Source organism: Enterobacter sp. SES19 (assembly GCF_011765665.1).
Taxonomy (GTDB): Bacteria; Pseudomonadota; Gammaproteobacteria; order Enterobacterales; family Enterobacteriaceae; genus Enterobacter; species Enterobacter pseudoroggenkampii.
In genome coordinates this window covers 4108265-4133826 of record NZ_CP050320.1, presented here as the reverse complement: position 1 = coordinate 4133826, position 25562 = coordinate 4108265, and the positions used below count along the sequence as shown (strand labels likewise).

Annotated in this window: 35 protein-coding genes; 28 read left to right on the top strand and 7 right to left on the bottom strand. The window is 54.5% G+C overall.

From position 1 onward, the window contains the following. The first annotated feature begins 206 nt into the window (after positions 1 to 206). Positions 207 to 1766 (top strand): methyl-accepting chemotaxis protein, encoded by a 1560-nt coding sequence (locus GXP72_RS19710; protein ID WP_024906426.1) that lies wholly within the window; start codon positions 207 to 209, stop codon positions 1764 to 1766. Here GXP72_RS19710 and GXP72_RS19705 read toward each other — a convergent pair. Continuing rightward, entirely contained in the window at positions 1763 to 2257 is a 495-nt protein-coding gene (locus GXP72_RS19705) for a PadR family transcriptional regulator (RefSeq protein WP_090418780.1), read from the bottom strand. The two genes, GXP72_RS19710 and GXP72_RS19705, sit on opposite strands and share 4 nt — an antisense overlap. A 146-nt stretch (positions 2258 to 2403) precedes the next feature. Here GXP72_RS19705 and GXP72_RS19700 point away from each other — a divergent pair, with 146 nt between their 5' ends. Continuing rightward, positions 2404 to 3168 (top strand): siderophore-interacting protein, encoded by a 765-nt coding sequence (locus GXP72_RS19700; protein ID WP_090418776.1) that lies wholly within the window; start codon positions 2404 to 2406, stop codon positions 3166 to 3168. On the opposite strand, the gene GXP72_RS19695 is transcribed toward GXP72_RS19700, so the two are convergent. The 6 genes from GXP72_RS19695 to GXP72_RS19670 all read right to left on the bottom strand — a co-directional run bounded on the left by GXP72_RS19695 (position 3169) and on the right by GXP72_RS19670 (position 7367). Next, positions 3169 to 4338: a DNA repair protein gene (locus tag GXP72_RS19695; protein WP_024906429.1), complete on the bottom strand. Its 1170-nt coding sequence runs from the start codon at positions 4336 to 4338 to the stop codon at positions 3169 to 3171. It lies immediately after the preceding gene. Positions 4339 to 4543: 205 nt separating this feature from the next. Next, entirely contained in the window at positions 4544 to 4978 is a 435-nt protein-coding gene (locus GXP72_RS19690; RefSeq protein WP_061716449.1) for a hypothetical protein, read from the bottom strand. 211 nt (positions 4979 to 5189) lie between these two features. Then, complete coding sequence (locus tag GXP72_RS19685) at positions 5190 to 5552, bottom strand: hypothetical protein (RefSeq protein ID WP_231103412.1); 363 nt, start codon at positions 5550 to 5552, stop codon at positions 5190 to 5192. Between the two features lie 101 nt (positions 5553 to 5653). Beyond that, positions 5654 to 6016, bottom strand: a complete 363-nt coding sequence (locus GXP72_RS19680; RefSeq protein WP_071994439.1) for a tlde1 domain-containing protein — start codon at positions 6014 to 6016, stop codon at positions 5654 to 5656. A gap of 12 nt (positions 6017 to 6028) precedes the next feature. Continuing rightward, positions 6029 to 6520: a type VI secretion system tube protein TssD gene (gene tssD, locus GXP72_RS19675; protein WP_090418947.1), complete on the bottom strand. Its 492-nt coding sequence runs from the start codon at positions 6518 to 6520 to the stop codon at positions 6029 to 6031. A 271-nt stretch (positions 6521 to 6791) separates the two neighbouring features. Next, entirely contained in the window at positions 6792 to 7367 is a 576-nt protein-coding gene (locus GXP72_RS19670; protein ID WP_024906433.1) for a phage repressor protein CI, read from the bottom strand. Between the two features lie 227 nt (positions 7368 to 7594). On the opposite strand from GXP72_RS19670, the gene GXP72_RS19665 reads away from it, so the two are divergent. From GXP72_RS19665 to GXP72_RS19535, 26 genes are all read left to right on the top strand, one after another. Next, positions 7595 to 7933: a DUF5347 domain-containing protein gene (locus tag GXP72_RS19665; protein WP_024906434.1), complete on the top strand. Its 339-nt coding sequence runs from the start codon at positions 7595 to 7597 to the stop codon at positions 7931 to 7933. Positions 7934 to 8001: 68 nt separating this feature from the next. Further along, a complete protein-coding gene (locus tag GXP72_RS19660) occupies positions 8002 to 8229 on the top strand; it encodes a DUF2732 family protein (protein WP_023309252.1) in 228 nt (75 codons plus the stop codon). After that, on the top strand, positions 8229 to 8450 hold the full coding sequence (locus GXP72_RS19655) for a TraR/DksA family transcriptional regulator (RefSeq protein ID WP_048028939.1): 222 nt from the start codon (positions 8229 to 8231) through the stop codon (positions 8448 to 8450). The genes GXP72_RS19660 and GXP72_RS19655 overlap by 1 nt, the downstream gene beginning before the upstream one ends. A gap of 1 nt (position 8451) precedes the next feature. Continuing rightward, positions 8452 to 10641 carry a replication endonuclease gene (locus GXP72_RS19650; RefSeq protein WP_208763274.1) on the top strand — a complete coding sequence of 730 codons (2190 nt, stop codon included), beginning with the start codon at positions 8452 to 8454 and terminating at the stop codon, positions 10639 to 10641. Between the two features lie 109 nt (positions 10642 to 10750). After that, entirely contained in the window at positions 10751 to 11191 is a 441-nt protein-coding gene (locus GXP72_RS19645) for a DinI-like family protein (protein ID WP_024906437.1), read from the top strand. Positions 11192 to 11369: 178 nt separating this feature from the next. Next, positions 11370 to 11573, top strand: a complete 204-nt coding sequence (locus GXP72_RS19640) for a tail protein X (protein ID WP_024906438.1) — start codon at positions 11370 to 11372, stop codon at positions 11571 to 11573. Continuing rightward, on the top strand, positions 11564 to 11785 hold the full coding sequence (locus GXP72_RS19635) for an HP1 family phage holin (RefSeq protein WP_023309247.1): 222 nt from the start codon (positions 11564 to 11566) through the stop codon (positions 11783 to 11785). Before GXP72_RS19640 ends, GXP72_RS19635 begins: the two co-directional genes overlap by 10 nt. Further along, positions 11769 to 12278, top strand: coding sequence for a lysozyme (locus tag GXP72_RS19630; protein ID WP_148768955.1), 510 nt, complete (start codon positions 11769 to 11771; stop codon positions 12276 to 12278). Before GXP72_RS19635 ends, GXP72_RS19630 begins: the two co-directional genes overlap by 17 nt. Further along, complete coding sequence (lysB, locus tag GXP72_RS19625; RefSeq protein ID WP_208763273.1) at positions 12275 to 12700, top strand: Rz-like lysis system protein LysB; 426 nt, start codon at positions 12275 to 12277, stop codon at positions 12698 to 12700. Before GXP72_RS19630 ends, lysB begins: the two co-directional genes overlap by 4 nt. Then, positions 12588 to 12833, top strand: a complete 246-nt coding sequence (gene lysC, locus GXP72_RS22755; RefSeq protein ID WP_230581841.1) for an Rz1-like lysis system protein LysC — start codon at positions 12588 to 12590, stop codon at positions 12831 to 12833. The genes lysB and lysC overlap by 113 nt, the downstream gene beginning before the upstream one ends. After that, on the top strand, positions 12796 to 13263 hold the full coding sequence (locus GXP72_RS19615; protein ID WP_208763272.1) for a phage tail protein: 468 nt from the start codon (positions 12796 to 12798) through the stop codon (positions 13261 to 13263). Before lysC ends, GXP72_RS19615 begins: the two co-directional genes overlap by 38 nt. A 112-nt stretch (positions 13264 to 13375) precedes the next feature. Beyond that, on the top strand, positions 13376 to 14017 hold the full coding sequence (locus tag GXP72_RS19610; RefSeq protein WP_208763271.1) for a phage baseplate assembly protein V: 642 nt from the start codon (positions 13376 to 13378) through the stop codon (positions 14015 to 14017). Next, positions 14014 to 14364 (top strand): GPW/gp25 family protein, encoded by a 351-nt coding sequence (locus tag GXP72_RS19605; RefSeq protein ID WP_090418761.1) that lies wholly within the window; start codon positions 14014 to 14016, stop codon positions 14362 to 14364. The genes GXP72_RS19610 and GXP72_RS19605 overlap by 4 nt, the downstream gene beginning before the upstream one ends. Positions 14365 to 14369: 5 nt before the next feature. Continuing rightward, positions 14370 to 15278 carry a baseplate assembly protein gene (locus GXP72_RS19600; RefSeq protein ID WP_024906443.1) on the top strand — a complete coding sequence of 303 codons (909 nt, stop codon included), beginning with the start codon at positions 14370 to 14372 and terminating at the stop codon, positions 15276 to 15278. Further along, a complete protein-coding gene (locus GXP72_RS19595; protein ID WP_090418755.1) occupies positions 15271 to 15801 on the top strand; it encodes a phage tail protein I in 531 nt (176 codons plus the stop codon). Before GXP72_RS19600 ends, GXP72_RS19595 begins: the two co-directional genes overlap by 8 nt. Before the next feature lie 11 nt (positions 15802 to 15812). Beyond that, positions 15813 to 17570, top strand: coding sequence for a phage tail protein (locus GXP72_RS22750; protein WP_244319931.1), 1758 nt, complete (start codon positions 15813 to 15815; stop codon positions 17568 to 17570). Continuing rightward, positions 17570 to 18178 carry a tail fiber assembly protein gene (locus GXP72_RS19585; protein ID WP_244319930.1) on the top strand — a complete coding sequence of 203 codons (609 nt, stop codon included), beginning with the start codon at positions 17570 to 17572 and terminating at the stop codon, positions 18176 to 18178. The genes GXP72_RS22750 and GXP72_RS19585 overlap by 1 nt, the downstream gene beginning before the upstream one ends. Before the next feature lie 154 nt (positions 18179 to 18332). Next, positions 18333 to 19520 (top strand): phage tail sheath protein, encoded by a 1188-nt coding sequence (locus GXP72_RS19580; protein WP_090418752.1) that lies wholly within the window; start codon positions 18333 to 18335, stop codon positions 19518 to 19520. Positions 19521 to 19531: 11 nt separating this feature from the next. Continuing rightward, positions 19532 to 20050, top strand: coding sequence for a phage major tail tube protein (locus GXP72_RS19575; protein WP_023309235.1), 519 nt, complete (start codon positions 19532 to 19534; stop codon positions 20048 to 20050). Positions 20051 to 20106: 56 nt separating this feature from the next. Then, positions 20107 to 20415 carry a phage tail assembly protein gene (locus GXP72_RS19570; protein WP_024906448.1) on the top strand — a complete coding sequence of 103 codons (309 nt, stop codon included), beginning with the start codon at positions 20107 to 20109 and terminating at the stop codon, positions 20413 to 20415. Positions 20416 to 20447: 32 nt separating this feature from the next. After that, positions 20448 to 20567, top strand: a complete 120-nt coding sequence (locus tag GXP72_RS19565; RefSeq protein ID WP_023616176.1) for a GpE family phage tail protein — start codon at positions 20448 to 20450, stop codon at positions 20565 to 20567. Continuing rightward, positions 20560 to 22833 carry a phage tail tape measure protein gene (locus tag GXP72_RS19560; RefSeq protein WP_208763270.1) on the top strand — a complete coding sequence of 758 codons (2274 nt, stop codon included), beginning with the start codon at positions 20560 to 20562 and terminating at the stop codon, positions 22831 to 22833. The genes GXP72_RS19565 and GXP72_RS19560 overlap by 8 nt, the downstream gene beginning before the upstream one ends. Before the next feature lie 17 nt (positions 22834 to 22850). Beyond that, positions 22851 to 23315: a phage tail protein gene (locus GXP72_RS19555; protein WP_208763269.1), complete on the top strand. Its 465-nt coding sequence runs from the start codon at positions 22851 to 22853 to the stop codon at positions 23313 to 23315. Next, the gene (locus GXP72_RS19550; RefSeq protein WP_208763268.1) at positions 23312 to 24466 is read left to right on the top strand and encodes a phage late control D family protein; all 1155 of its coding nucleotides are present in this window, start codon (positions 23312 to 23314) and stop codon (positions 24464 to 24466) included. Before GXP72_RS19555 ends, GXP72_RS19550 begins: the two co-directional genes overlap by 4 nt. A 67-nt stretch (positions 24467 to 24533) precedes the next feature. Then, complete coding sequence (locus GXP72_RS19545; protein ID WP_029741756.1) at positions 24534 to 24734, top strand: ogr/Delta-like zinc finger family protein; 201 nt, start codon at positions 24534 to 24536, stop codon at positions 24732 to 24734. Positions 24735 to 25273: 539 nt separating this feature from the next. After that, positions 25274 to 25447, top strand: coding sequence for a PerC family transcriptional regulator (locus GXP72_RS19535; RefSeq protein ID WP_081112021.1), 174 nt, complete (start codon positions 25274 to 25276; stop codon positions 25445 to 25447). Positions 25448 to 25562 lie beyond the last annotated feature (115 nt).

Below are 25562 nucleotides of genomic sequence, written 5' to 3'. Positions count from 1 at the left end.
ATTCCTGCCTAAGTCAGTTCTTCAGAATCCTGTTTCAAAAATACCTCGTTTGACGGTCTGGTAACGATCGATGAAGCAATATTAATAGCCTACACCTATGCATTGTGAGGGTTATGAAATAAAAAAACGATCAAAGTCATAAAGTTAGCAAATTCGTTACCGATAACAGCGATCGTCTGAGAAATAATCACATCGATGGAGAAAATATGTTCTTACATGACGTAAAGATCGGCACGAAATTATTTCTGGCGTTTGGATTCTTTATTGTCCTGATGGCGATCAGCGCGAGCCTGTCTCTGCTGAGTCTGAACCGGGCTAATAACGGGATGCAATCCATTATTACCAGTGATTATCCGACCACGGTAAAAGCGAACCAGTTAATCGATAACTTCCAGGAATTTATTAGCACGCAACAGCTGATGCTGCTGGATGAGCAGGGTACCTACACGGGGCAATCGCAGCAGCGCCTGAAAGAGATCAGCGAGCACATCACGGTGATCCTCGGCGAGCTGAACAACGCGCTGCAGGATCAAAAGTCTCAGCAGGTGCTGGCGGATATCCGCAGCGTGCGCCAGCAGTATCTGGACTCGCGCTACCGCATTTTGCAGGCGGTGCAGAACAACAATCGTGCGGGCGCTATTCAGGAGATGATGACCACCACCCTCGCCGTGCAGCAGGCTTATAAAGCGAAGGTGAAGGAGCTGATTACGATTCAAAACAGCGAGATGCAGAGTGCAGGGGCGCAGGTAGAAGGAGATTTCAGGTCTAACCGCCTGCTGCTGATCCTGATCACGCTCTTTAGCGTCGTGGCAGGCAGCCTGATTGGCTGGTTTATCGTGCGCGCTATCACACGTCCGCTCGGCGAGGCGGTGCATTTTGCAAAAGCCATTTCAGAGGGCGATCTGACGGGAAGCATCACGCCGCACGGCAAAGACGAAACGGGTCTGCTGCTGCATGCGCTGATGGAGATGAAGACGCGACTGTTGGACATTGTGCAGCAGGTGCAAACCGGCTCGGAGAATATCTCCAGCGCAGCCGCGCAGATTGTCGCCGGGAACCAGGATTTGGCCGCGCGCACGGAAGAGCAGGCAAGTTCTGTCGAACAGACCGCTGCCTCGATGGAGCAGATCACCGCGACGGTGAAAAATACTGCCTCGCATACCGGGGAAGCGACCAACCTTTCGGCCGATGCCGCCACGGTGGTCAAAAACAACGGTGAGATGATGAAGCAGGTGACCAGCAAAATGCGCCTGATTAACGAAACATCGAACCGGATGTCCGACATTATCGACCTGATCGACGCCATTGCGTTCCAGACCAACATTCTGGCGCTGAACGCGGCGGTGGAAGCGGCGCGCGCCGGCGAGCACGGACGCGGCTTTGCGGTGGTGGCCGGTGAGGTTCGCCAGCTTGCCCAGAAGAGCGCGTCGTCTGCCAGCGAAATCCGGGAGCTGATTGAGAGCTCCACCAGCCAGACCCAGGACGGGATGAACCTTGTCGAAAAAGCGAGTGGGCTGATCAACGGGATGGTGGGTAACGTGGAGGAGATGGACGTGATTCTGCGGGAAATTCGCCAGGCCAGCCACGAGCAGACGGAAGGTATCTCGCAGATTAACAGCGCGATTGGCCTGATTGATGCCACCACCCAGCAGAACTCCGCGCTGGTGGAGGAGTCTGTAGCTGCAGCGGCATCGCTTAACGAACAGGCGATGCACCTGAAAGAGCTGGTACGCGTCTTCCGCGTGAGCGAGCACGCGCCGGCTTAATCCAGCTGGGAGATCTCCAGCGCCGCGCGGTCAATCACGCCGATAATCTGCTTAAGCTGCGCGTCGCTGAGCTCTCCCTGATTCACCTTCAGGTCTAACACCGCTTTGAAGTTATCCAGCGCCCGCTTCATCTGCGGGTTTTTGCGCAGCTGAAAACCGACGCTGCGCGCTTTGATACGCACCTGGATCTGTTCCAGCTGTTCCCGGTTTTCATCCAGCCAGCGCTGTCCTTCAGCGGTAATCGCAATGCGCTTACGCCCGCTCTCTTCTTCCGTAATGGTGATAAAGGTCTGATCCTGAAGATAATCCAGGGTTGGATAGATGACGCCCGGGCTCGGGGTGTAATTCCCCTGGGTCAGGTTTTCAATCTCTTTGATCAGTTCGTAGCCGTGGCTCGCGCTACGGGTCAGGATATCCAGAATCACCAGCCGCAGATCGCCGTGGCCGAAAAAGCGCGGTCGGCGCCCGCCGCTGTCGTGTTCGTGTCGCATAACAGGTCCTTTAATTGATATATCTAAACTATATCTAAGATATATTCAGATGCAATCTAAAAGATCTTGCATTTTTCCTTATTAGTAATCATTATCATTTGAAAATTGATTTAGATATATCGTATTAACCAGCAAAGGGTCTAAAAATGGCATCTACCCGTTATCCACAGCGTGTTCGTAATGACCTGCGTTTTCGCGAGCTGACGGTGCTCCGCGCTGAGCGCGCCAGCGCGGGTTTCCAGCGCATTGTTTTAGGCGGCGAGGCGCTGGAGGGCTTTAGCTCCCGCGGTTTCGACGACCATACCAAAGTCTTTTTCCCGGCACCCGGGACGACGTTTACGCCGCCGGTGGTCACCGATGAAGGCATCGACTGGGGCGACGGCGTGCGTCCGCAGGCGCGCGACTATACGCCGCTCTACGATGAGGCAAATCATGAACTGGTTCTCGATTTCTTCATTCATGACGGCGGCATTGCCAGCAGCTGGGCGGTCGAGGCGAAAGCGGGCGACAGGCTGACCATCGGCGGCCCGCGCGGTTCGCTGGTGGCGCCGGAGGATTACGCCTGGCAGCTGTACGTGTGCGATGAATCCGGCATGCCCGCGCTGCGTCGACGTTTAGAAAGCATTGCTAAACTGCCGGTTCGCCCGGAGGTTCATGCGGTCGTGACGGTCGGGGACGAATCTTATAAAGACTATCTGGCGCACCTGAGCGGGTTCAATATCACCTGGGTGGTGGGCCATAGCGAGCAGGCGGTCGCAGAACATCTGACGGCGCTGACCGTTCCGGGGGAAGACTACTTCATCTGGCTGACCGGGGAAGGGAAGGTGGTGAAAACGCTGAGCCGTCAGTTTGAAACCGACGCGATTGATCCGCAGCTGGTGCGTGCCAGCGCATACTGGCACGCCAAATAATCAGGCGGCGGAATCCAGCTGCGCTTCGTTCACCTGATGTTCGAGCGAGGCGCGGACCTCGTGCAGCGCTTTCTCCTGCTGAGCGAAGTACGCTTCCATATTATTGAGCGACGAGACCAGCAGCCAGGACTCCTCTTTCTCCAGTTCCGCCAGCTCGTTCACTAAAATGTCGATTTGCTCGCGGACCTGCGCCATTTTTTTGCGGATACGTTCCAGATCGTTCAGCCTGTCGCTGGCCATCAATGGCTCGAAGCCCTGTTGCAGGCGGGCCACCAGCGAGCGAATGGCTTTCACATCGCCGCGCTGCTTCGCCTGGTTAAGCTGCACCATCATGCTGTTGGCTTCTTCTTTCAAATCGTCCGCCACGAGGTCCGGGTGGCAGAGCTTGCTCGCCTGCCGCCAGAGGCGCTTGAGCTCGTTCTGGTCTTCTTCCGAAAGATGCTTACCTTTGCGCAGCCGCACTTCGGCATCGTGATGCTGTTCGCGATACTTCTCGTACTCTTCGTTCGCCTCGTCGCGCGCCTGACGCGCAGGCTCCTCTTCGCGCGTTAAGCCGCTCTCCAGCTCCAGCGCTTCGGCCAGCAGGTTGGCAATCAGATTGCTTTGCTGTTCCAGATGCTTACGCGCCTCAGCGGCCTGGACGGAGTCGGCCGGGAGATCGCGCCAGCGCTGGGTGAGCGTCGCCAGCACCTCTACCGCCTGCGCCATATAGTGCTGGCAGCGACGGTAATCTTCCTCGCGACGACGCGCTTCCGCCTGCTGACGACGCAGGTTTAGCTCCGCCAGGGTTTTACGCAGGGCGAGGATCTGCTGCATCAGCGGCCCAAGGCGGGAAAAATAGAGATCGTTAAACTCATCAAGCTGCTGCACGCGGGCGTTGCGGCGGTCAATCAGATCGCGCAGACGCTCTTCCAGCGCCTTCAGCTCCAGCTTGCTGGCGGCCACCTGCGGGTCGCGCCACGGGGTGACGGCGCGCTGGCCCTGCAGCCAGGCGGTAATGGCCGCCATGGCCGCGGTGTAGTTCTTCTCCTCAAGCGCCACGACGATTGCCTGTAGCTCATCGTCAAACGCTTCATTTTTCAGGCGTGTCAGCTGGCTCTGGATGATGTCGTCATCTTCCAGTTCAATGGCATTTTTAATGATTTCTAGCCGTTTGATCGGTGTGCTCATGATGCCTTTCGCTTTGGCGCTTAAGTATTTGAGTTAAGGTTAGTTGTTGTAAAAGCTACAGGAAATAATACACACGGATGATGATCGGCGCGATGGGGGATTTCTTTAGTTTTGCAGTTTGTGAGGTGGGGAAGTGAGCAGGAGCCTGTAAGGTGGAGGGTGAGGATAGCTCCGTTTCCTGCTCTACCTGTGAAACCATTCTTGGCTATGGGCTTTGCAATTCCTTCAACGCGCCTTGTGCGGCATTCTCAATCTGATTGCAGAACGCTTTACCGCCTTCGGGACAGCTATCCGTGGCGTTTCTCACGACTTTATCGAGCTCGCGATCGTTCGTGGTCGTATCGATGTGATTAATCATCCATGACTCAAAAGCGCGATCGTTTACAGATAGCTGCATGAGTTGATGGGAGGTTTTCCAGTTGTCGGCTAACAGCCCGACAATAGTCGCTGATATCCCTTCTGCGATATATCCCTCATCACACTGTCTGTAATTTTTGTAAAAAGAATGGATGCCTTGCCAGTCCTGAATGGCAGAGGCTGCGTTATCTGCCTTGTCCATTTCTTCAACAGAAGTACAGTCATTTGCATAAGCCACGTGCGATATCACTAACATAATCAAAAACAGCTGCATCGTTTTCATATCAAGTTCATTCCCGGTGGGATATAGATATTTTCAAATTTCTGCGTCGCACTCATAGCCGAGCAGCCGCTGTTATTTGATACGGTGATGGTTGAAAGGGAGGATTTAGCCATGTGCTCTTTTATTTTTGGATAAACTGGAGTGATATGTAGTTTATTATTTAATGGTTCAAAGATTAAGCGCTCAGAAAAACGCTTGTTATAATATGATGCTAACGTTTTGAGTCCTTATCCTTTTCTTGCTTAACCTCATTGATTACATCGAGCATATTGCTTAAGCATTCTCTTGCTGGGGAGCCCGCTTTCTCCAATGCTGGTTTAGCCTTTGCTAAATAGGTTTCAACCTCCGCATTAGTGCTGTGTATCATCATCGGTATGCTACATATCAAAGTGGTTCCAAACCGTTGCTGTAAAGGGTCTGGGTTCAACTCAAATTGATTGGTGACATTCAGCACTAATTCTGGGGCGCGGATAAGCGCCATGCTGATGGCGGTCGCCAACTGTTCAGCATGCTCGTCATCCAGATTATCACCAGTGCTTTTAATCTTCGCTGGTAATGCCTGAATAGCTGCCATGTCAGCGCTGGACACCAGCTTAATATAGGTTATCCAGTCACTCTCTGACGCTATACAGGAAGCCGTAAGAATGCAGGTAATTAGAGAAAACACGTACTTTTTCAACGAACTACCTCAAGCGTACGATCTGACGAAAGAATTATTTTAGAGCGAATGTGAGGTCCCATGATAATGCAGCCCTCTGATGCAAAACCAGGAATGGCTGGTGCCTTTTTCTCACCATGGATGCGAAACAGCGATCGCCCATAGCTCTCACCAGAGGTTTGTTTGAGGTTAATTGTCATTGGCCCCCTTGAGGATGTATGGCCTCCTATGCGATACGTTCCGCGTGGTAATGGTCCCATCCCCTTAACGTGCTGACGGTCTGGATTATTTTTGTTTGTCAGGTTTCCGGAATACCCTGTGCCAATAAGTTTACCTTTATGCCACAGTTCACCGGTACTTTGGTAGTAGGTCCATGCCATGAGCTATTCCCCTTATGCCGCGCTGCGTTCTTTCCAGCTATCGGAATGGACAATGTTACCGTCCAGATATTTCCATGTTATTTTTTCATATGTCATTTCTATGGCTTCCATATGATCATAATGTGTGAAGTCGGGATCCTTCACATCTTCCATATAAGGCACAATGCAGGTAATACGTGCATTTTCCATAAAAATATTAAAATATTCTTCTTCCTGCCCTGCGTGGTTGATTCGATAAATTTTTAGCTCAGCAGATTTAAGAACACTCCCCGTACTAACGATCTGATAAAGGTAAGGACTTGAGACGTCTTGCGCTTTTGTAAAAACAAAGGGAGAATGTTGGCGTGTGGCTGTTATTTTTCCGGAGTAATCATCTGTAGGTATCTCTACGCCGTGTGACAGTCCGGTTATTTCAATGCTACCTTCGCGTCTATGTACATCAACGCTACCTTTTAACTGTTTCCCTTCTTCGCTGTAAAGCCAGAGATAAACTGGTATAGCCATTCTGGTTAACTCCATTTATTTAATTAATTTCTCTGACCTTACTCCTTCATGATTTTTCTGTTTGTAATATTTCGTGTCACTACAGTTACATGCATTCATTGGTTGAATGAAGTAATAAAAAATATAATTTAAAAACATATATTTTTTTATGAGTGTTATAAGCCTGATTAAACAAGAACAGAGAAGCGAATTATACGGACATATAATTCGCTTCTCTGTATCGGTTTATCTTGCGGCAGATCCACAGCCACGAGGGGGGGATGAAACATCCTCAGCTTACTTCGCTATAGATCCCCACCACACGCCCTACCGTTTTAATCTCGTCGATACCGCACTCAAACGGAACCTTGCCGCCCGCCACGTGAAGTTTTTTACCCGGCAGCAGCGTCAGGTCGCGGATGCTGGCGGTGCCTTCAATCTCAACCAGCCACAGGCCGTCGGTTAACGATGCGTCTTTTTCGATAAAGTGCAGCTTCCCCTCCGCCCGGACGGCGATGCCGCGCGCCAGCGGTTTGCTAAAGAAAGCAGAGTCTATACTCAAAATGGAATTTTCTTCCAGTCTCCCGTCACTGAGTGTGAATGTCGAAACTGAAACGGGATCGCCCGGCACGGGGTGACCTTCAAACTGCGCCCCTTGGCCGGTCATCAGCCAGCGAAGGCTGGCGCCGGTGTCCAGCGCGCACTGAACCGCAAAGTCGTAAGAGACGGTACCGCGCGCGTAGCGGTTCTGAAGCGAGCTGGCGGCGATATTAAAGTGCCGGGCCAGCTGGATTTTCTGCGTGAAACCATATACCTGACAGATTCTATCGAGTAACTCTTCATTATTCACTTGAGAATCTAAGATCAAAATATATTCCTTTGGGTGTTTACTAATACTCAATTGGGTATTAATATCATTGCAAATTCGGGCAATCAGCGGCAGACGTTGGCAAACAGAGGCTAATGATTGCAGACAGTATCAAAATGGGAATCATGCAGCATGGCTTCTGAAATCGCAATCATCAAACGGTGGAAAAAACCGTGCTGTACCCGTTTTCAGCACATTAGCGTGCGTGAATTTATGCGAGGGGTGATATGGCGATAGAAGCTGCCCGTGCAAGGGTTCCACTTAGCGTGGGAGCGCGTCTTAACGGGCTTAACCACGTCGCTGAACTGCGCGCCCGATACGGGAGCGATAGCGGAAAAGAGCTGGCGCGGTTTATGGCCGAGCTGCGCGATAAGCGCGATCCCTGTTTTGAGGAGAACTGCAGGGCGCTGGCCGCCCTCTTTTTCCTTGCGAGATTACCCGTCGCCCGTCATGAGTGCGATATCAGCGAGCTGACGACCGAAGAGAAACGGGCGCTGATTAACGCCATGAACCATTTTCGTGCTGTTGTGAGTTTATTTCCTGAACGGCTGACCATGCCGATATAACCCAACCCAAAAACTAATGGCGTAAACCCGCCGGGCATCCTTTTGCCTGAATTTAAGGAGAACGCGTGATGCGAAACAGTGAAAACCGCCCTTATCCGATCGGAAGTGAAGAACTGAAACGCCTGCTGGCAGAGGCAAAAACGGAGGAACGATGCGCGCGAGCCCTCGCGGTCTCCCTGCGCCTGGAGGCGCTGGCGAGCCATATCTACAAAACCGGTATGAGCGGAGAGGACGTTGCCGAACTGCTGTGCCACGAAGCGGCTCGCTACGAGCGTGAATCACAGGAGCTGCACTGATGGCCGATTTTATCGATCTTGCCCAGGCGCGCGAACAGGAAGACAGAGAGCGCCACATTAATAGCGCCCGCAGACGACCCGCATCGCCTTCGCGTTTCTTCTGCGAGGAGTGTGAGGCTCCAATACCGCAGGCGCGCCGTATGGCGGTGCCCGGTGTGGCCCTGTGCGTAACCTGCCAGGAGATCGCAGAGATGAAAAATAAACACGTCCGGGGAGGATGAGTTGGCGACGTCATTTGCTTATCCGTGGAATGCCCCACGGTCGGCCATTGCCAGCCCTTATCTCACCCATGCCCAACAGCAGCGCCGCGATCGCCTTTTCGCGGAGCTGAAGCAGGCAAGAATGGCTCTTTCACAGCAGCCTGACTGCGTGCGTTTTGAGGTCTGGCGCGCGGTTGACGCCCTCGAACAGCATCGTGGCAGCCCGCAGGCTAACGCCTTTTTGATCCGCTTCTGCAAAAGAATGTTACCTCGCCTGCGGCGGGTCTCTGAACGCTATGCCTGCGCAGGTTTGCATGAAGCAGTCTCCCGAGCCGTGTTTGACGGCCATTTCGATACCCAGCTTCTGCAGTACCTTGCCTCGCGAATGGTCGAACTGGTTGCCCGCTATAACCGTCTGCCGGATATGTCCCGCGCGGACATCGACCTGCTGGCCGCCGATATCGCCAGCTTTATTCGCGGCGAGCTGGCGAATATTAACGATGCTGAGATGGGCGAATACCAGACGCTGTACGTCTGGTATCAGCGCGCCGGACTGATCGCCCGCCAGTTCAACGTGTCGCCTCCGCACTGGGAGCGCGTGTCGAAGATGTGTTTCGACAAAGATGACGTTGCCGCGGCGGTGATCCGCATGTTTTCCGAGGCGTGGTGGCGCGGGCGTCTGCGTCGGGTCGCGGCGGCCTGGCGCGAGCATTTGCAGATTGCCCTCGGCAACGTCAGCAAACGGAGAACGGCGTATGCGAGCAAACGCTGCGTGACCGAGTGGCGCGAGCAGAAGCGCCGCACCCGCGAATTTCTCAAGGGCATGGAGCTGGAAGATGAAGAGGGCAACCGCATTAGCCTGATTGAAAAATTCGATAGCTCGGTGGCCAACCCGGCGATACGACGCTGTGAACTGATGACCCGCATTCGCGGGTTTGAAAATATCTGTGAGGCGCTGGGCTATGTGGGCGAGTTCTATACCTTAACCGCGCCCGCGCAGTATCACGCGACGCTGAAATCAGGTTACCCCAACGCGAAGTGGAACGGGGCCAGTCCGGCGGAGACGCAAGGCTACCTCACCCGGCTGTGGGCGCGCATCCGCGCAAAGCTCCACCGTGATGGGATCCGTATTTTCGGTATCCGCGTTGCGGAACCCCATCATGACGGTACGCCCCACTGGCACATGCTGATGTTTATGCTGCCGGAAGATGTCGAATGCGTTCGTCGGATTATCGGAGACTACGCGCGGCAGGAGGATGCCGTTGAGCTGCAGAGCGAAAGCGCCAGACAGGCGCGCTTTCACGCGGACGCGATCGATCCGCAGAAAGGCAGTGCTACCGGCTATATTGCCAAATACATCTCAAAGAATATCGACGGCTATGCGCTCGATGGCGAGACCGATAGCGAAAGCGGTGGGCTGCTGAAGGAGACGGCGTCCGCCGTGTCGGCCTGGGCGGGGCGCTGGCACATTCGCCAGTTTCAGTTTATCGGCGGCGCGCCGGTAACGGTCTACCGCGAGCTGCGACGTCTGGCGGATCCCGAGGCCGCGAGCGGTCTGAGCGTTGAGTTTGCTGCCGTCCAGGAGGCTGCCGACGCCGGCGACTGGGCGGGATACGTTACTGCACAGGGCGGCCCGTTTGTGCGTCGCGATGATTTACAGGTGCGCACCCTGTATGAGCCGGGCGCCGGGTTTAACCAGTACGGCGAAGAAACGGTTCGCATCCGCGGCGTGTACGATTCTGCCGTTGGCGCGGGCAGCCCAATTATAACCCGACTCACGCAGTGGAAAATTGTGCCGAAGCGGGCCGCGGATCTTAAGGACGCACCTGTATCCTCTCGGAGTTCTGTCAATAACTGTACGCAGACCGATCTTTCTCAACCCCTCAGCAGGCGTGCGAGGCGGGCGTTAACCGAACGCATCAAATTCATCCGCCCTGGCGCGTCGTCGCCCATCGTCTTCGCGAGCGACCCGCAGAACGGGGTTCCGGAGAAGGTGATCGATGAGATACGGCTCGCCACCGGAATCGCCATCAGCCGTGGAGAGGCCCTGCATCTTATGGCTGGCGGCGTTAGCCGCTTTAACGACAAATGGTGCAGAGGCGCAGCTGACGGATCGCTCTTTCCGGCAGCGCGTTCTTATCAGCACAAGGCGCGGAAAATCCTTGAACGTATTGGCTATTTAACGGATCTCTTTGCTCAGAGAGCCCGCTAATCTCCATCCATATCATGTACATACCGTGAAGGGTTCTGATTTTTCGCTTCACTCTTTTTATGAATACGTGCTACTGTATGTTTATACAGTATCTCGTGGTGGAGGTTGTGTGGACAGAGAGTTGAACGAGCAGGTCATGATTGAACGCGTCGAGATGATTGCGCGACTGACGACAGAAGGAACATGTCAGGAAAGAGATCGTGAGATTGCCCTGAATTTGATTGCTGAGATTGCGCGGGGAAATTTAATCAAGAACAACGCATTTACCGTTGTTTTCTCAGCATCGCCTGTTCCGGAACGAATCAAAAAAGAGGGTAACGTTCGGGTGAACATTACGCTCGATAAAGATCAGCAGATTGGCCATGCCGTCGTTGAAGCCTTTCAGTGCGAACTGACCCGCAGAATACGATCCCTGTTTCCGTCATCGCGGGTGAGCGTGAAAATAGGATCGGTGACGGGAGTCGAGCTCCAGGGGCTTGAAGGAGAGGCCGATCGCGAAATGCTGGATAATATTCTCCGGGAAGTCTGGGAAGACGAGAGCTGGCGTTAGCCCAGCGTCATAGCCCGAACGTACACCCTCATTCAGATTTTGCGCTTTCGTCGACCCACGCTTCGCTGCTTGTGGACGGTCTGTTGTGTCCGAGATTGTCCATCCGTCAGCGATAGCGAAAAGACCGCCGGCCCGGGAAACTCTACAGTACCTGGTAACCGGATGTTGGGAGCGTCTGATGAAGATCTATGCAATGCAGGGGGACACGCTTGATGCCGTTTGCGCCCGCTATTATGGGCGCACGGCTGGCGTCGTAGAAGCCGTTCTGAAGGCCAATCCTGGCCTCGCGGAGTCAGGCGTTATTTTGCCTCACGGCACGCCGGTAGAGATGCCGGAGGTGAATAGCGCCCCCACCAAAGAATCCGTAAACCTATGGGACTGAGCCTGGAGAAAATCACCACGGTTATCGCCTACTGGCTGGCCGTGGCGCTGGCCTGGTTCGGGGCGATGTCTCCTGAAAAGGTTGCGCTGTACGTGGGGAGCCTTTGCGCCATTTTTACCGCGCTGACGAATTACTGGTTTAAGCGCAAAACCTGGCGCTACCTCCAGTCTCTGGGCCTCGATAAGAAGAGCATTCGTGAACTCAATCATTAAGCGTTGCAGCGTCGCCGGCGTGCTGGCCCTGGCGGTGCTGATGCCTGACTTTCGATTACTGAAAACCTCCCCGGAGGGGCTGGCGCTGATTGCCGATCTCGAAGGATGTCGCCTCTCGCCCTACCGGTGCAGCGCTGGCGTATGGACGTCAGGCATTGGCCACACGGCAAACGTCGTGCCGACGCGGGACATTACCGAGCGTGAGGCCGCGGTAAATCTGGTCGCTGATGTGCTCAACGTTGAGCGTCGTCTGGCGGCGTGCGCGCCGGTGGAGATGCCGCCGCGGGTCTACGACGCGCTGGTGAGTTTTTCCTTTAACGTCGGCGCAGGCGCCGCCTGCCGTTCGACTCTGGTCTCCTTTATCAAACGTAAACAGTGGTCACAGGCGTGCGGGCAGCTTACCCGCTGGGTGTACGTCAACGGCGTCAAAAATACCGGGCTGGAAAACCGTCGTGTCCGCGAGCAGGCCTGGTGCATGAAGGGGCTGCCATGAGAGTCCTCATGCTGATGCTGGCCGGACTGCTGGCGATCGCGCTGTGGCTTCGTCATGACAACCAGACCCTGTCCCGTTCTTTAGCCACGGCCAACCGGGTCGCCAGCGAGCAAAAAACGGCCCTCGCCACGCTTAACCAGCAGCTGTCCCTGTCGCAGCGGATGGCCAGAGCAAATGAAAACGCCCAGGTCAGGCTCCGTGAGGAGCTTGTTACTGCGGGCGAGGAGAGGGCAAGACGGGAAGCGACTATCGGGAGATTACTCAATGAAAATGAAGCGTTACGCCGCTGGTATACCGCTCAGCTGCCTGATGCTGTCCGCAGGTTGCACACCCGCACCGCCTGTGCCTCCGCAGCCCATTGTTTACAACGCCTGCCCGAAGGTGAGCCGCTGCCCGATGCCGGGAAGCGAACCCGCCACTAACGGCGATCTCAGCGCGGATATTCGCAGGCTGGAATACGCCCTTATCGCCTGCGCGCTGCAGGTTGAAACCATTAAAGACTGTCAGGATAAACTCGATGCACAAACTCAAGAGCCTGCGTCAGGCATTAATTGACGCGATCCCCCAACTGAATGCCAACCCGGAGCGCCTGCAGATGTCGGTCGGCAGCGGCAATATTGACGCCCGACTGGCCTCCTCGCTCTCCTTTGAAAAGCGTTATGCGCTAAACGCGAAGGCTAGCGGTTTCACCGGCGACAGCGAGGGATTTTTTGTCCCGGTGCTGGCCTGGCTGCGGGAAAACCAGCCGGACATTTTTACCCTCGATGACGGACGCAAAAACGGATACACCTTCACGATCGTCTTAAACGATGACGATACGATGGATATCACCATCAGCGTGCAATTGACCGAGCGCATTCTTGTTTCCCAGGATCAGGGCGCTCTGCACGCGACCTATTCCCCGGAGCCGCCGCTGCCGGAGCCCGTCACGCGTCCGAAGGCGTTGTACATCAACGGTGAGCTGGTCAGCCAGTGGGAGGACTAAGCTCCCCACGCTGAAGGCCGCCAGCCGCCTGTTGTCTGGACCGCTTGTTGTATCATCCCGCAGAAAACCCCGTCTCGTTGCTGCCGTTCGTCCTGAACGGCATTCTCTTCTCATGAATACATTAACTTCCATGAACGGTATCGCTCGCGCGATCCGCAACCTGATTCGTATCGGTGTTGTGACCGACGTTGACCTCAACAGAGGGCTTTGTCGTGTCCAGACCGGCGGGATGAAAACCACCTGGCTGAACTGGCTAACCTGCCGTGCGGGACGTTCGCGCGTGTGGTGGGCCCCTTCCGAGGGAGAGCAGGTGCTGCTGCTGGCCATCGGCGGTGAGCTGGATACCGCCTTTGTGCTGCCCGGCATTTTCTCTGACGACCATCCGGCGCCGTCCGGGTCGCCTGACGCGTTCCACGTCGCGTTTCCGGACGGCGCGGTGATCGAGTACGAACCCGGACGCGGGGCGCTGACGGTTTCAGGCATTAAAACGGCCGACATTACCGCCTCTGAATCGCTGACCGCCACCGTGCCGGAGGTACGGGTGACGTCAACGTCCCGCATCACGCTGGATACGCCTGAAGTGGTGTGTACCAACAAGTTAATTACCGCCTCGCTGGAAGTGCAGAAGGGCGGGGTGATGACCGGAAATATTGAGCATTCCGGCGGTAAATTCACCTCCAACGGGGTGCAGGTGGACAACCACGCGCACGGCAGTGTGCAAAGCGGCGGAAGCTGGACTAAGGGGACACAATGACGGTGCGTTACAGGGGGATGAACAGGCAGACCGGGCTGAGCATTTCAGAGGCTGAACACATTCGGCAAAGCGTGCGCGACATCCTGGTCACGCCGATTGGTTCGCGGGTCATGCGGCGGGATTACGGCTCGCTGCTGGCGGAGATGATTGACAGGCCGCAGAGCCCGGCGCTGCGCCTGCAGATCATGGCCGCATGCTATTCCGCCATCCAGAAATGGGAGCCGCGGATAAGCCTGACGGCCATCACTTTCGAGCGTTCGGAGAACGACGGGACGTTGTATGTCGATATCACCGGCACGCGCCCGATCTCCGGACAATCCTTTTCTATCACCATTTCACTGAGTTAAACGCTATGGCTATTGTTGATCTGAGCCAGCTCGCCGCGCCTGATGTCGTGGAGGAGGTGGATTATGAAACGCTGTTGGCAGAACGAAAGGCCACCTTTGTCTCCCTCTATCCGGAAGAGGAGCGAGAGGCGATTGCACGGACGCTGACCCTGGAGTCAGAGCCGATTGTGAAGCTGCTGCAGGAGAACGCCTACCGGGAAGTCATCTGGCGCCAGCGGGTTAACGAGGCTGCACGGGCGGTCATGTTGGCCTACGCGGCGGGCAGCGATCTGGACCAGATTGGGGCAAACGCGAACCTTGCGCGTCTGACTATTACCCCTGCCGACGACACCACGTTACCGCCCACTCCGGCTGTGATGGAGTCCGATACCGACTTTCGTCTGCGCATCCAGCAGGCGCCGGAAGGGCTGAGCGTGGCCGGTTCGACGGGCGCGTATCAGTTCCATGGCCGCAGTGCAGATGGCCGGGTGGCAGACATTTCCGTCATTAGCCCACAGCCGGCAAACGTCACGGTCTCCGTACTCTCCCGGGAGAATAACGGCATAGCGTCTGAGGAACTGCTCGCCATTGTTCGCAATGCGCTGAACGATGAGGATGTCAGGCCCGTCGCCGACCGGGTGACCGTCCAGTCGGCCAATATTGTCGACTACAGCATTGAAGCATCGCTTTTCCTTTTTCCCGGCCCCGAAAGTGAACCGGTACTCAATGCGGCAAGAGCCCGGTTACAGGCCTACATCACGGCTCAGCATCGGCTGGGACGCGATATCCGCAAGTCCGCCATTTACGCGGCCCTTCATGTGGAAGGGGTGCAGCGGGTGGAACTGACCGCACCCGCGGCTGACATCGTGCTTGATGAAACGCAGGCCTCATGGTGCAGCCACTACAGCGTAATCGTGGGGGGAAACGATGAGTAATACACGCCTGTTACCGGTTGGCTCATCGGCGCTTGAGGTCGCTGCGGCGCGCGCCTGCGCGGACATCGAAAATACGCCGGTTCCGCTGCGCCATCTCTGGAGTGCGGATACCTGTCCGGCGAATTTGCTTCCCTGGCTGGCGTGGGCGTTTTCCGTTGACCGCTGGGATGAGAACTGGCCGGAGGCCACCAAACGGGAGGTGATCCGCGCCGCGTGGTTTATTCATGCCCACAAGGGAACGATAGGCGCTGTACGTCGCGTGGTGGAGCCGCTTGGCTATCTGATTAACGTTACCGAGTGGTGGCAAACCAACGATCCGCCCGGCACCTTCCGCCTTGATATCGGCGTACTGGACACGGGCATCACTGAGGAAATGTATTACGAAATGGAGAGGCTTATTGCCGATGCGAAGCCTGCCAGCCGCCACCTTATTGGCCTGAATATCATCCAGGACATACCGGGTTATCTCTATACCGGCGCCCTGAGCTATGACGGCGACATCATCACGGTTTATCCCGGATAAGTGAGAGCACTATGACAGTGAAATATAAAACGGTTATCACCAAAGCCGGTGCCGAAAAACTGGCTGCCGCGACCGTCCCGAACAAGAAGAAAGTGAATTTTACCACGATGGCCGTGGGTGATGGTGGGGGGACATTACCTGTTCCCGATGCCAGTCAGACGAAACTCGTCAATGAGGTTTGGCGTCATGAACTGAACAGAATCAGCCAGGACAACAAGAATCAAAATTATGTGATCGCGGAATTGCTCATCCCACCAGAAACTGGTGGTTTCTGGGTGCGAGAAATGGGACTCTATGACGACACCGGCACACTGATTGCTGTCGGTAACATGGCGGAAAGCTATAAGCCACTGCTGGCCGAGGGGTCAGGCCGAGCACAAACCGTGCGTATGGTGGTTATGGTGAGCAATATCGACTCGATCGAGCTTTCGATAGATACCTCACTGGTCATGGCAACCCAGGATTATGTCGACGATAAGCTCGCAGAGCATGAGGCGTCACGCAGGCATCCTGATGCCACGACTAAGGAAAAAGGGTTTACACAGCTCAGTAACGCAACCGACAGTGCGTCTGAGTTGCTCGCAGCAACGTCGAAAGCGGTCAAGGCGGCATATGATCTTGCAGCCGGAAAATATACGGCTCAGGACGCGACCACGGCGCAAAAGGGTATCGTTCAGCTCAGTAGCGCAACCGACAGCGCGTTTGAGTCTCTTGCGGCCACACCAAAGGCCGTGAAGGCGGTCAGCGATGATATTAAAACGCTGAAAAACAGCCTCGGCGATGCTGCTTTTAGGAATATAGCTGATAATGCTTCAGGGGCATTAATTCCAGTGGGATATAAGGGGAATTTTAAATCCGAATGTAACCACGGAGTGCTTGATTTTGCGACATACCCATTTGTTGTAGGGGAGTCATTGTTTATTGATGTGCGTGGATGCACTAACATCCCGCCGTTTCTGAATCAAGACTTTTATTATATTGAGGTTATTTGTGCGACTAGCCCGGCGCAGGGGGGAAGGGTTAACAGACCTTTAATTCAATTTGTAAGCTACACAAATTCGACGCAGGTTCTAGCCATTCGCGAAGATGATGGTACTAACATTGGATGGCGATATTTTAGCACTGTGCAATATGATTCTAGCGGTAAAACAGTTACGACGCCCGGTTCAATAAGAGCATTTAATGGCGCGACTGAGCTTTCTCAAAATGCAATCTTTATCCGTGGCGAAAACAATAAGCATCTTTGGTTCTTTAGAACTGATAATCAAGAGGCGGGACTTGTTTACGCTGGTGATGATAAAGTGCTTCGCTTGCGCGGTGGAGGTGGCCCGTCACTTAATATCTCTCCTGACGGAAGTGTTGTTGCAGGTGGTTACTTAGGTGCGCTCGCTGATATTCACTCAAATCGCAATATTAGCAGTGATGGATTTATTCAATCTGCTGCAGGGTTATATGACACTCCCGGTGTGCGCGTATATTCACCTAACAATCCGCCACCGAAACAGGACTTGAGCCCTTATGCAACAACCGCATGGGTTCAGGGAGGTTTTGCGACGCCTGCGTGGACTATAGCAAGCTTCCTTCAAGGAGGGCTCAGGCTTGCATCGGCGGGAGTTGCTACAAACGGCAATAATGATAATGAATTTGCATATGCACCAAATGGAACTGTAGTGACTGCTGTGCAGCAAAAAACGAATTACACAGCGGTACAATATCGCTCCCTTCAATATAACATCGGTGGAAACTGGTACACAGCGTGGGTGGCTTAATGACAATGCAATCAGGTGTATTCGAAAAATATAATCCGTTAGACAAATGGGGAGAGTATACTGCTGCGAAAGTGGCTAAACTTTCACAGGAGGAACTTGAGCTATATTATATTGCGAAATCTCCAGTTATGAATGTTATTTTTCTGAAAGATGAGAATGGCAATGACTGGTATCAGTGGCTAAAGAGACTTTCAAAAGAAACGCTTAAGATATCTTTTAATCCAGAATCAAAAGAAATTATTCACTTCTCTTACGATGCTAGCGCTATTTTTCCTATTAATCAGATTGTCGTGGAAGTTGAACCAGACAATGTGCCTGATGAATTTACTAATGCTGGAAATAATGCGCTAGGTGGCGCGTTTATTTTTGATGATGGGAAGATAACCCTTGCTCCAGTGGAGCATCGGGTAGAAGCACAACGCAAAAAACTGGAACTGTTAAAACAGGCAAATAATGCGATTGCCATGCTTCAGGATGCGATTGAGCTGGATATGGCGACCGAGGAAGAAGCTGCGAAACTGCAGAAGTGGAAAAAATTCCGTGTGTTATTGAACCGCGTTGACGTGAGTAAACCGGACTGGCCTCCATTACCAGATACAGAGATATGAGTCAGCAAGATCGTGCCATTGCCTGACTAAACCCAAACCCTCCATCCGGAGGGTTTTTCGTTTGTTGTGTAATCCTTTCCCCAACCCCAATACGTCGCATCAATCACGCACTCCACAGACAATAGCCTCACCACTAAACGAAGGAGTTAACCGGATGGGCGACTATCACCACGGCGTGGAAGTTATCGAAATCAACGATGGCACCCGCACCATTTCCACCGTCTCGACGGCAATCATCGGTATGGTCTGTACGGCCAGCGATGCTGACGACAAGACATTTCCTTTAAACGAGCCCGTGCTCATTACCAACGTGCAAAATGCGATTGCGAAAGCCGGTAAGGCGGGGACGCTGTCCGCTTCTCTGCAGGCGATCGCTGACCAGTGTAAACCGGTTGTCGTTGTTGTTCGCGTGGCTGAAGGCACCGCTGAAACACCGGAAGAGGCGCGCAAGCAGACCGTTTCCAACATCATCGGTACCACCGATGAAAACGGTAAATATACCGGCCTGAAGGCGCTTCTGACTGCGAAAACGGTAACCGGCGTTAAGCCACGTATTCTCGGCGTCCCGGGGCTGGATTCTCAGGAAGTGGCGACCGCACTGGCCGCGATGTGCCAGAGCCTGCGCGCGTTCGGCTACGTCAGCGCATGGGGCTGTAAAACCATCTCTGACGCGATCAACTACCGCAAAAACTTCAGCCAGCGCGAGCTGATGGTTATCCATCCTGATTTTCTGGCATGGGATACCACCACGAACGCAACGACGACGGCCTGGGCAACCGCCCGCGCGCTTGGCCTGCGCGCCAAAATCGACCAGACAATCGGCTGGCATAAAACCCTGTCAAACGTTGGCGTCAACGGCGTTACGGGCGTAAGCGCCTCTGTCTCCTGGGATCTGCAGGAACAGGCTACCGATGCGAACCTGCTTAACCAGGCGGGCGTCACCACGCTGATTCGCAACGACGGCTTCAAATTCTGGGGTAACCGTACCTGCTCAGACGATCCGTTATTCGTCTTTGAAAACTACACCCGTACCGCGCAGGTGCTGGCCGATACCATGGCGGAAGCGCACGCGTGGGCGATGGATAAACCCATCACGCCAACGCTTATCCGCGACATCGTTTCCGGTATTAATGCCAAGTTCCGCGAGCTGAAAACCAACGGCTATATCGTCGACGGCTCCTGCTGGTATGACCCTGAGTCTAACGATGCATCAACCCTGAAAGCGGGGAAACTGTATATCGATTACGACTACACCCCTGTCCCGCCGCTGGAAAATCTGACCCTGCGCCAGCGCATCACCGATACCTATCTGGCAGACCTGTCTGATTCGGTTAATAGCTAAGGAGCTGCAGCATGGCGTTACCACGCAAACTTAAATACCTGAATATGTTCAACGATGGCCTGAGCTATATGGGCGTTGTTGAGTCTGTGACCCTACCGAAGCTTACCCGCAAGCTGGAGAAGTATCGCGGCGGCGGTATGCCAGGCTCGGTCTCTGTCGACCTCGGTCTGGACGATGATGCCCTGGCGCTGGAGTGGACCGTTGGCGGTCTGCCGGACGCCGCGCTGTGGGCGCAGTATGCCTCTCCGGGCGCGGACAGCGTGCCGCTGCGCTTTACCGGCTCTTATCAGCGCGATGATACCGGCGAAATCTCCGCCGTCGAAATCGTCATGCGCGGCCGTCATAAAGAGTTCGATGGCGGTGAAAACAAGCAGGGCGAGAGCGGCACCACCAAGATGTCCACCGAGTGCGCGTACTACCAGCTGACCATTGATGGCAAAGAGATCATCGAGATCGACATCATCAACATGGTGCTGAAAGTCGACGGCGTCGATCGTCTGGCAGAACACCGTAAGGCCATCGGCCTGTAACCCTTTAACCGGCCGGGATTACCGGCCGGTGAGTTAACTTTCTGAAGAGTAAAGAAATGGAAAATATCAACGAGACCGCCATGCACGAAAGTGAAAACCCACATATCGTCACGCTTGATAGCCCCGTTCAGCGCGGTGAGCAGAAAATTGAACAGGTGACGGTTTCTAAACCCAATGCGGGAACCCTGCGCGGGGTATCGCTGGCGTCGCTGGCGCAATCTGACGTCGATGCGCTGATTAAGGTGCTGCCGCGAATGACCTCTCCGGCGCTGACCGAGCATGAGGTTGCGCGCCTGGATGCCTGCGATCTGCTCTCTTTTGCCGGTAAGGTGATCGGTTTTTTGTCACCGGCTTCGGCTCGCTGAAATTTCCCGAAAATCTGTCGGTCGACGATCTGATGGCGGATATCGCGGTGATCTTTCACTGGCCGCCGTCAGAACTGTACTCCCTTAGCGTGACCGAACTCCTCTTATGGCGCGAAAAAGCGCTGCAGCGAAGCGGAAACCACCATGAGTAATAATGTCAGTCTTCAGGAGCTGCTTAAGGCAGTCGACCGGGCAACCCGACCGCTTAACGCTCTCCAGAACGCCAGCGTCACTCTCGCAAGCGATATCCACGATTCGCAGACGGCTTTGGGGGCGCTTGATGAGCAGGCGGGGCGTATTAACGGCTTCAGGAAAGCAAACGCCCAGCTCTCCGTGACGGAGCAGTCGCTTGCTCAGGCGAAACAACAGGCAGCGGCGCTGGCGGTGCAGCTTAAAAACACGCAAAACCCTACCCAGGCACAGGCTGATGCGCTGTCCGCAGCCCGAAAATCGGCGGCCGACCTTAAGCTTGAGTACAACAGCTTACGCTATTCGGTACAGCGGCAGCGCACTGAACTTGCCCAGGCGGGAGTCAACACGCGTACGCTCTCGTCGGATGAGCGTCGTTTACGAACTCACATCAGCGAAAAAACGCAGCAGCTTAACCGACAGCGGGATGCGCTGGCCCGCGTCAACCAGCAGCAGGAGCGGCTGAGTACCGTTCAGAATCGCTACGAGTCAGGCAAACGCGTTACCGCGCGGGTGCGCCAGCTTGCGAATGCGGGTGTGGGCATGGCCAAAGCGGGCTTTGACCAGACGTCCCGCTTTATGGCGCCAGGCATCAGCGTTGAAAAGCAGATGTCGGCCATTCAGGCAAACCTTGGCCTGGCGAAGGGGGATTCCCGGCTTGAGGCGATTCGCCAGCAGGCGCGGGAGGTCAGTGCCAGGACCGGAGTACCTGCAGATACGGTCCTTCGGGCACAAACCGAACTTACTCGTTCAGGCTATGACGCCGATGGGCTGCTTGCGGCCACCGCGCCAACGGTCAACCTCAGCCTGGCGGGGAATGTCGACGCGGCTAACGCGGCCGATATGATCGCCAGCACGCAGGCCGCGTATAGCCTGGCCGATGCGGATGCGGGACGCATCGCAGATGTGCTTACACGCGGTTTTACCTCTTCGAATACCAGCCTCGCTGAGATGGTGGCGGCCGTCACCTCTGCAGCGCCCGCTGCGGATGCCGCCGGTATGGGGCTTGAAGAGACCACCGCGCTGCTGGGCGTTCTGGCGGAAAAAGGGATGAAAGGCGCCGCCGCCGGGGACGCGCTCAGCGCGATGTTGCGCCATGTTCAGTCTCCGGATGCCATAAAAGCCTCGGGGGCGCTGGCTTCCGCCGCGGGTGATGGATCGCTTGATGAAAAACGCCAGCAGTTGCAAGGGGCGAAGGGCAGTACCGCGCTCGCGGCTTCCGTGCAGACCGATAATCTTGACGGCGATATCAACCGATTCCAGGCCGCGTGGAACGGGTTGAAGATTGATGTATTTGATAAAGCGGATGGCGCTCTGCGTAACCTGATAACAACCGCAACCGGCTGGCTTGGCACGGCCTCCCTTTGGGTGAATGCCAACCCTGAGCTGACGCAGACCCTCGCCAGCGTTGTTGTCGGCGCGCAGGCGTTTGCTGGCGTACTGGGTGGCGTAGGCACGGTTCTCGGCCCGGTTCTGACGGGCGTCAATATGGTTATCACCGCGGCCGGGATGTTAGGAACGGTATTCAGCGTGGTGGGCGGCGCCATCATGACGGTGCTGGGCGCACTTAGCTGGCCGGTGATTGCCCTTGGCGCGGCGATTGCCGCCGGCGCCTTACTGATTTTCAAATACTGGGAGCCCATCAGCGCCTTCTTTGGCGGAGTGATGGAAGGGCTTTCAACGGCTTTCGCACCGCTGGGTGCGCTGTTCTCACCAGTGATGACGGTATTTGACGCTATCTCGGAGAAGCTGGGCGGTATCTGGCAATGGTTCACCGACTTAATCACGCCGATCAAGGCGACGCAGGAAACGCTGGATGGCTGTAAAAACGCTGGCGTGATTTTTGGTCAGGCGCTGGGCGATGCGTTAATGGCACCGCTTGATCTCTTTAACAGCCTGAGCGGCAAGGCCAGCTGGCTGCTGGAGAAACTCGGTCTTATCAAAAACGAGTCGGGCGATCTCGACGCCGCTGCGGCAAAAGCAGAAGCGGCATCTTCACCGGCGGGCAGCGCTTATATTCCGGGCACGGGGATCTCTGGCGTCGGCCTGGGGTATCAGCCAACCCTCGTGCCGGGAGGACGCTCTTACGTCGATCAGAGTAAAAGCGAATACAACATCACGCTGCAGGGGGGCACGGCTTCAGGAACGGATCTGACGCGTCAAATCCGGGAGACAATAGATAGCATTGAACAGGATAAAGCGAGACGGCAGCAAGCCAGCTTTATGTAAGGTTGAGGAGAGAGAAAATGTTAATGGTGCTGGGTCTGTTTGTCTTTGAACGACGAACCTTACCCTATCAGACAATGCAGTTTACAAAGGATTATCGCTGGGTGTCCAACAATCGGATCGGGAAACCTAAAGCCTGGCAGTACCTTGGCGAAGGCGAGACATCTTTTACCCTCTCCGGACTGCTTTACCCTGAGCTCACGGGAGGGCGGCTTTCCCTCAAGGCGGTTGAGCTGATGGCGAATGAGGGGCGGGCATGGCCGTTGATAGACGGTACCGGCATCATTCACGGCATGTTTATCATTGAAAAAGTCACGCATACGCATTCGGATTTTTACAGTGACGGTACCGCCCGAAAAATTAATTTTACGCTGGAACTGAAACGCGTGGACGAATCGCTGATGACGATGTTTGGCGATCTGAGAACCCCGGTCGAAGAGCTGGTGACGAGCGCACGTAATAGCATTGGAGGGCTGGTGGGATGATTACGGAAATGAATATCCGGGCGGGTGGGAAAATCGCCCCTGATTTTATGCTTAAGCTTGACGATCGCGATATCACACAAAATTTCAGCCATCGTCTTATCAGTCTGAGCATGATCGACAAACGTGGACTGGAAGCCGATCAGCTGGATATTCAACTGGATGATTCCGACGGGCTGTTAGACTTGCCGGCCCGGGGGGCAAAGCTCTCCTTATGGCTGGGATGGGAGGGAACCCCGCTCCAGCCGAAAGGGAACTTTACGATCGATACAATTGAATTTCGGGGCGCGCCGGACACGCTGACCATTCGGGGATGCAGCGCTGATTTTCGTGGAAAGCTAAACGTGCGGCGCGAACAGTCGTGGCATGACACGACGATCGGCGCGATAGTCAATACTATCGCTCAGCGTAACCAGTTAACTGCCAGCGTTGCGGCGGGACTTTCATCGATTGCTATTTCTCATATCGATCAGTCTCAGGAGACCGATGCTGCGTTTCTCACCCGCCTGGCCGAACGTAATGGTGCCTTTGTTTCAATCAAAGCCGGCAAGGTTATTTTTATGAAAGCGGGGCACGCCGTGACGGCCAGCGGCACGCCGATCCCCTTAATGATGATTGAGCGTGGGGACGGCGATAAGCACCTTTTTTACGTTGCCGATCGTGAAAACTATTCCGGCGTGACGGCCAAATGGCTGCAAACGCGCGACCCAAAACAGCAAAATACTCAATTGAGTATTAATCGTCTGCCTGAGGGGCAAGCGACAGAGGGGCTGCAGCACCCGGAAGCCGCCGTGCCGATTGCAGAACCAGGAGGCAAGGAGCAGAAGCCGCAAGAGAGGCTGGTAGGATCGGCGGAAAACGTATTTGAGCTCACCACGGTGTATGCCTCTGAAGAGCAGGCTCTCAGGGCCGCAGAGGCGAATTGGCGCGCGCTGCAGCGGGGTACCGTGAATTTTTCTATCCAACTGGCGCTGGGGCGAGCCGATCTGTACCCCGAAACGCCGGTATTGGTAAACGGTTTTAAACGCGTCATTGACGAGCAGGCGTGGATCATCAGCGAGGTGGTGCATACCCTCAACGATAGCGGATTTACCACGCAGCTTAAGCTTGAACTGAATGCCACTGACGAAAAATTTATTGTTGATAGTGAGTAATACAGTTGCTATTGGTTTTATTTTGGGTATTATTGATTCACAAAATGTGAATCAAGTGGAGGGGTACATGTTTCATTGTCCTAAGTGCAAGCATTCAGCGCATGCGCGTACCAGTCGCTATCTAAGTGAAAATACCAAAGAGCGCTATCACCAGTGCACCAATGTGGACTGCAGCTGTACGTTCGTGACGATGGAGTCCGTGGAGCGCCTGATTGCGACTCCCGGTGCCTCTGAACGTGTCCGCACGGCTTCGCTGAACCACGGTTAGCGACTGCGTCACCGGCTCAAAAAAGCCACTCAATCGAGTGGCTTAATCATATGATTCTACAGCTAAAATTTGGTGGCTCCTGCTGGACTTGAACCAGCAACCTGGCGATTATGAGTCCCAATTTAAAGTCTTATAAAACAATACTTTACTTTTTAAATTTGTTGTTGCATCGAATAATTTCAAATATGAAAGCATAGTGAATAGGTCTGCTGCCATTTTGCTGCCAATGATGCCTATAAAAAAAGATAATCGCCAAAACCAATCATAAAGGAGCCGAACAGCGAAAACACAGTGTTATACCAGTAGAAGTAGATAGGTGTTTCGGATCGGTAGATGTAGTAATTTTCATATGTGCCTTTATACCAGCCGACGAAGACCCCACTTCTAAGAGCTTTTGCTGAATGAAAAATCATCCACAATCCGCAAAGAAGTACACAGGTCAATACTAATAATGTATCCCATTCCATAGCTTGTCTTATAAAAATAACGCCTTAAAAAAGTGTTAGTGGGTTGAGCAATGTCGCTTCATTCAGGTGGTCATGTGCAAAGTGAGCGTAGCCGAGAAACTCGAAAATTTGGAGCTATGGAGACGCGCTGCAACGCGCTGGCTTGAGGTGATGTATTTGCCAGACCAGACCGATAAAACGCGCGCAGCGGCAGCGGTACGCCGCAATAACTGCCAGAGAATGCTTAACAGCATAAAGCATGATTAAAATACCCCAAACGTATAAGAAGTGCGGAGAGCCGGCACCGGGTGATCGAGCGGGGTATTGCTATCGAGGGAGGCTACGTGCTGGCAGACCCAGGGGGCGAGAGAATTGGCACTAA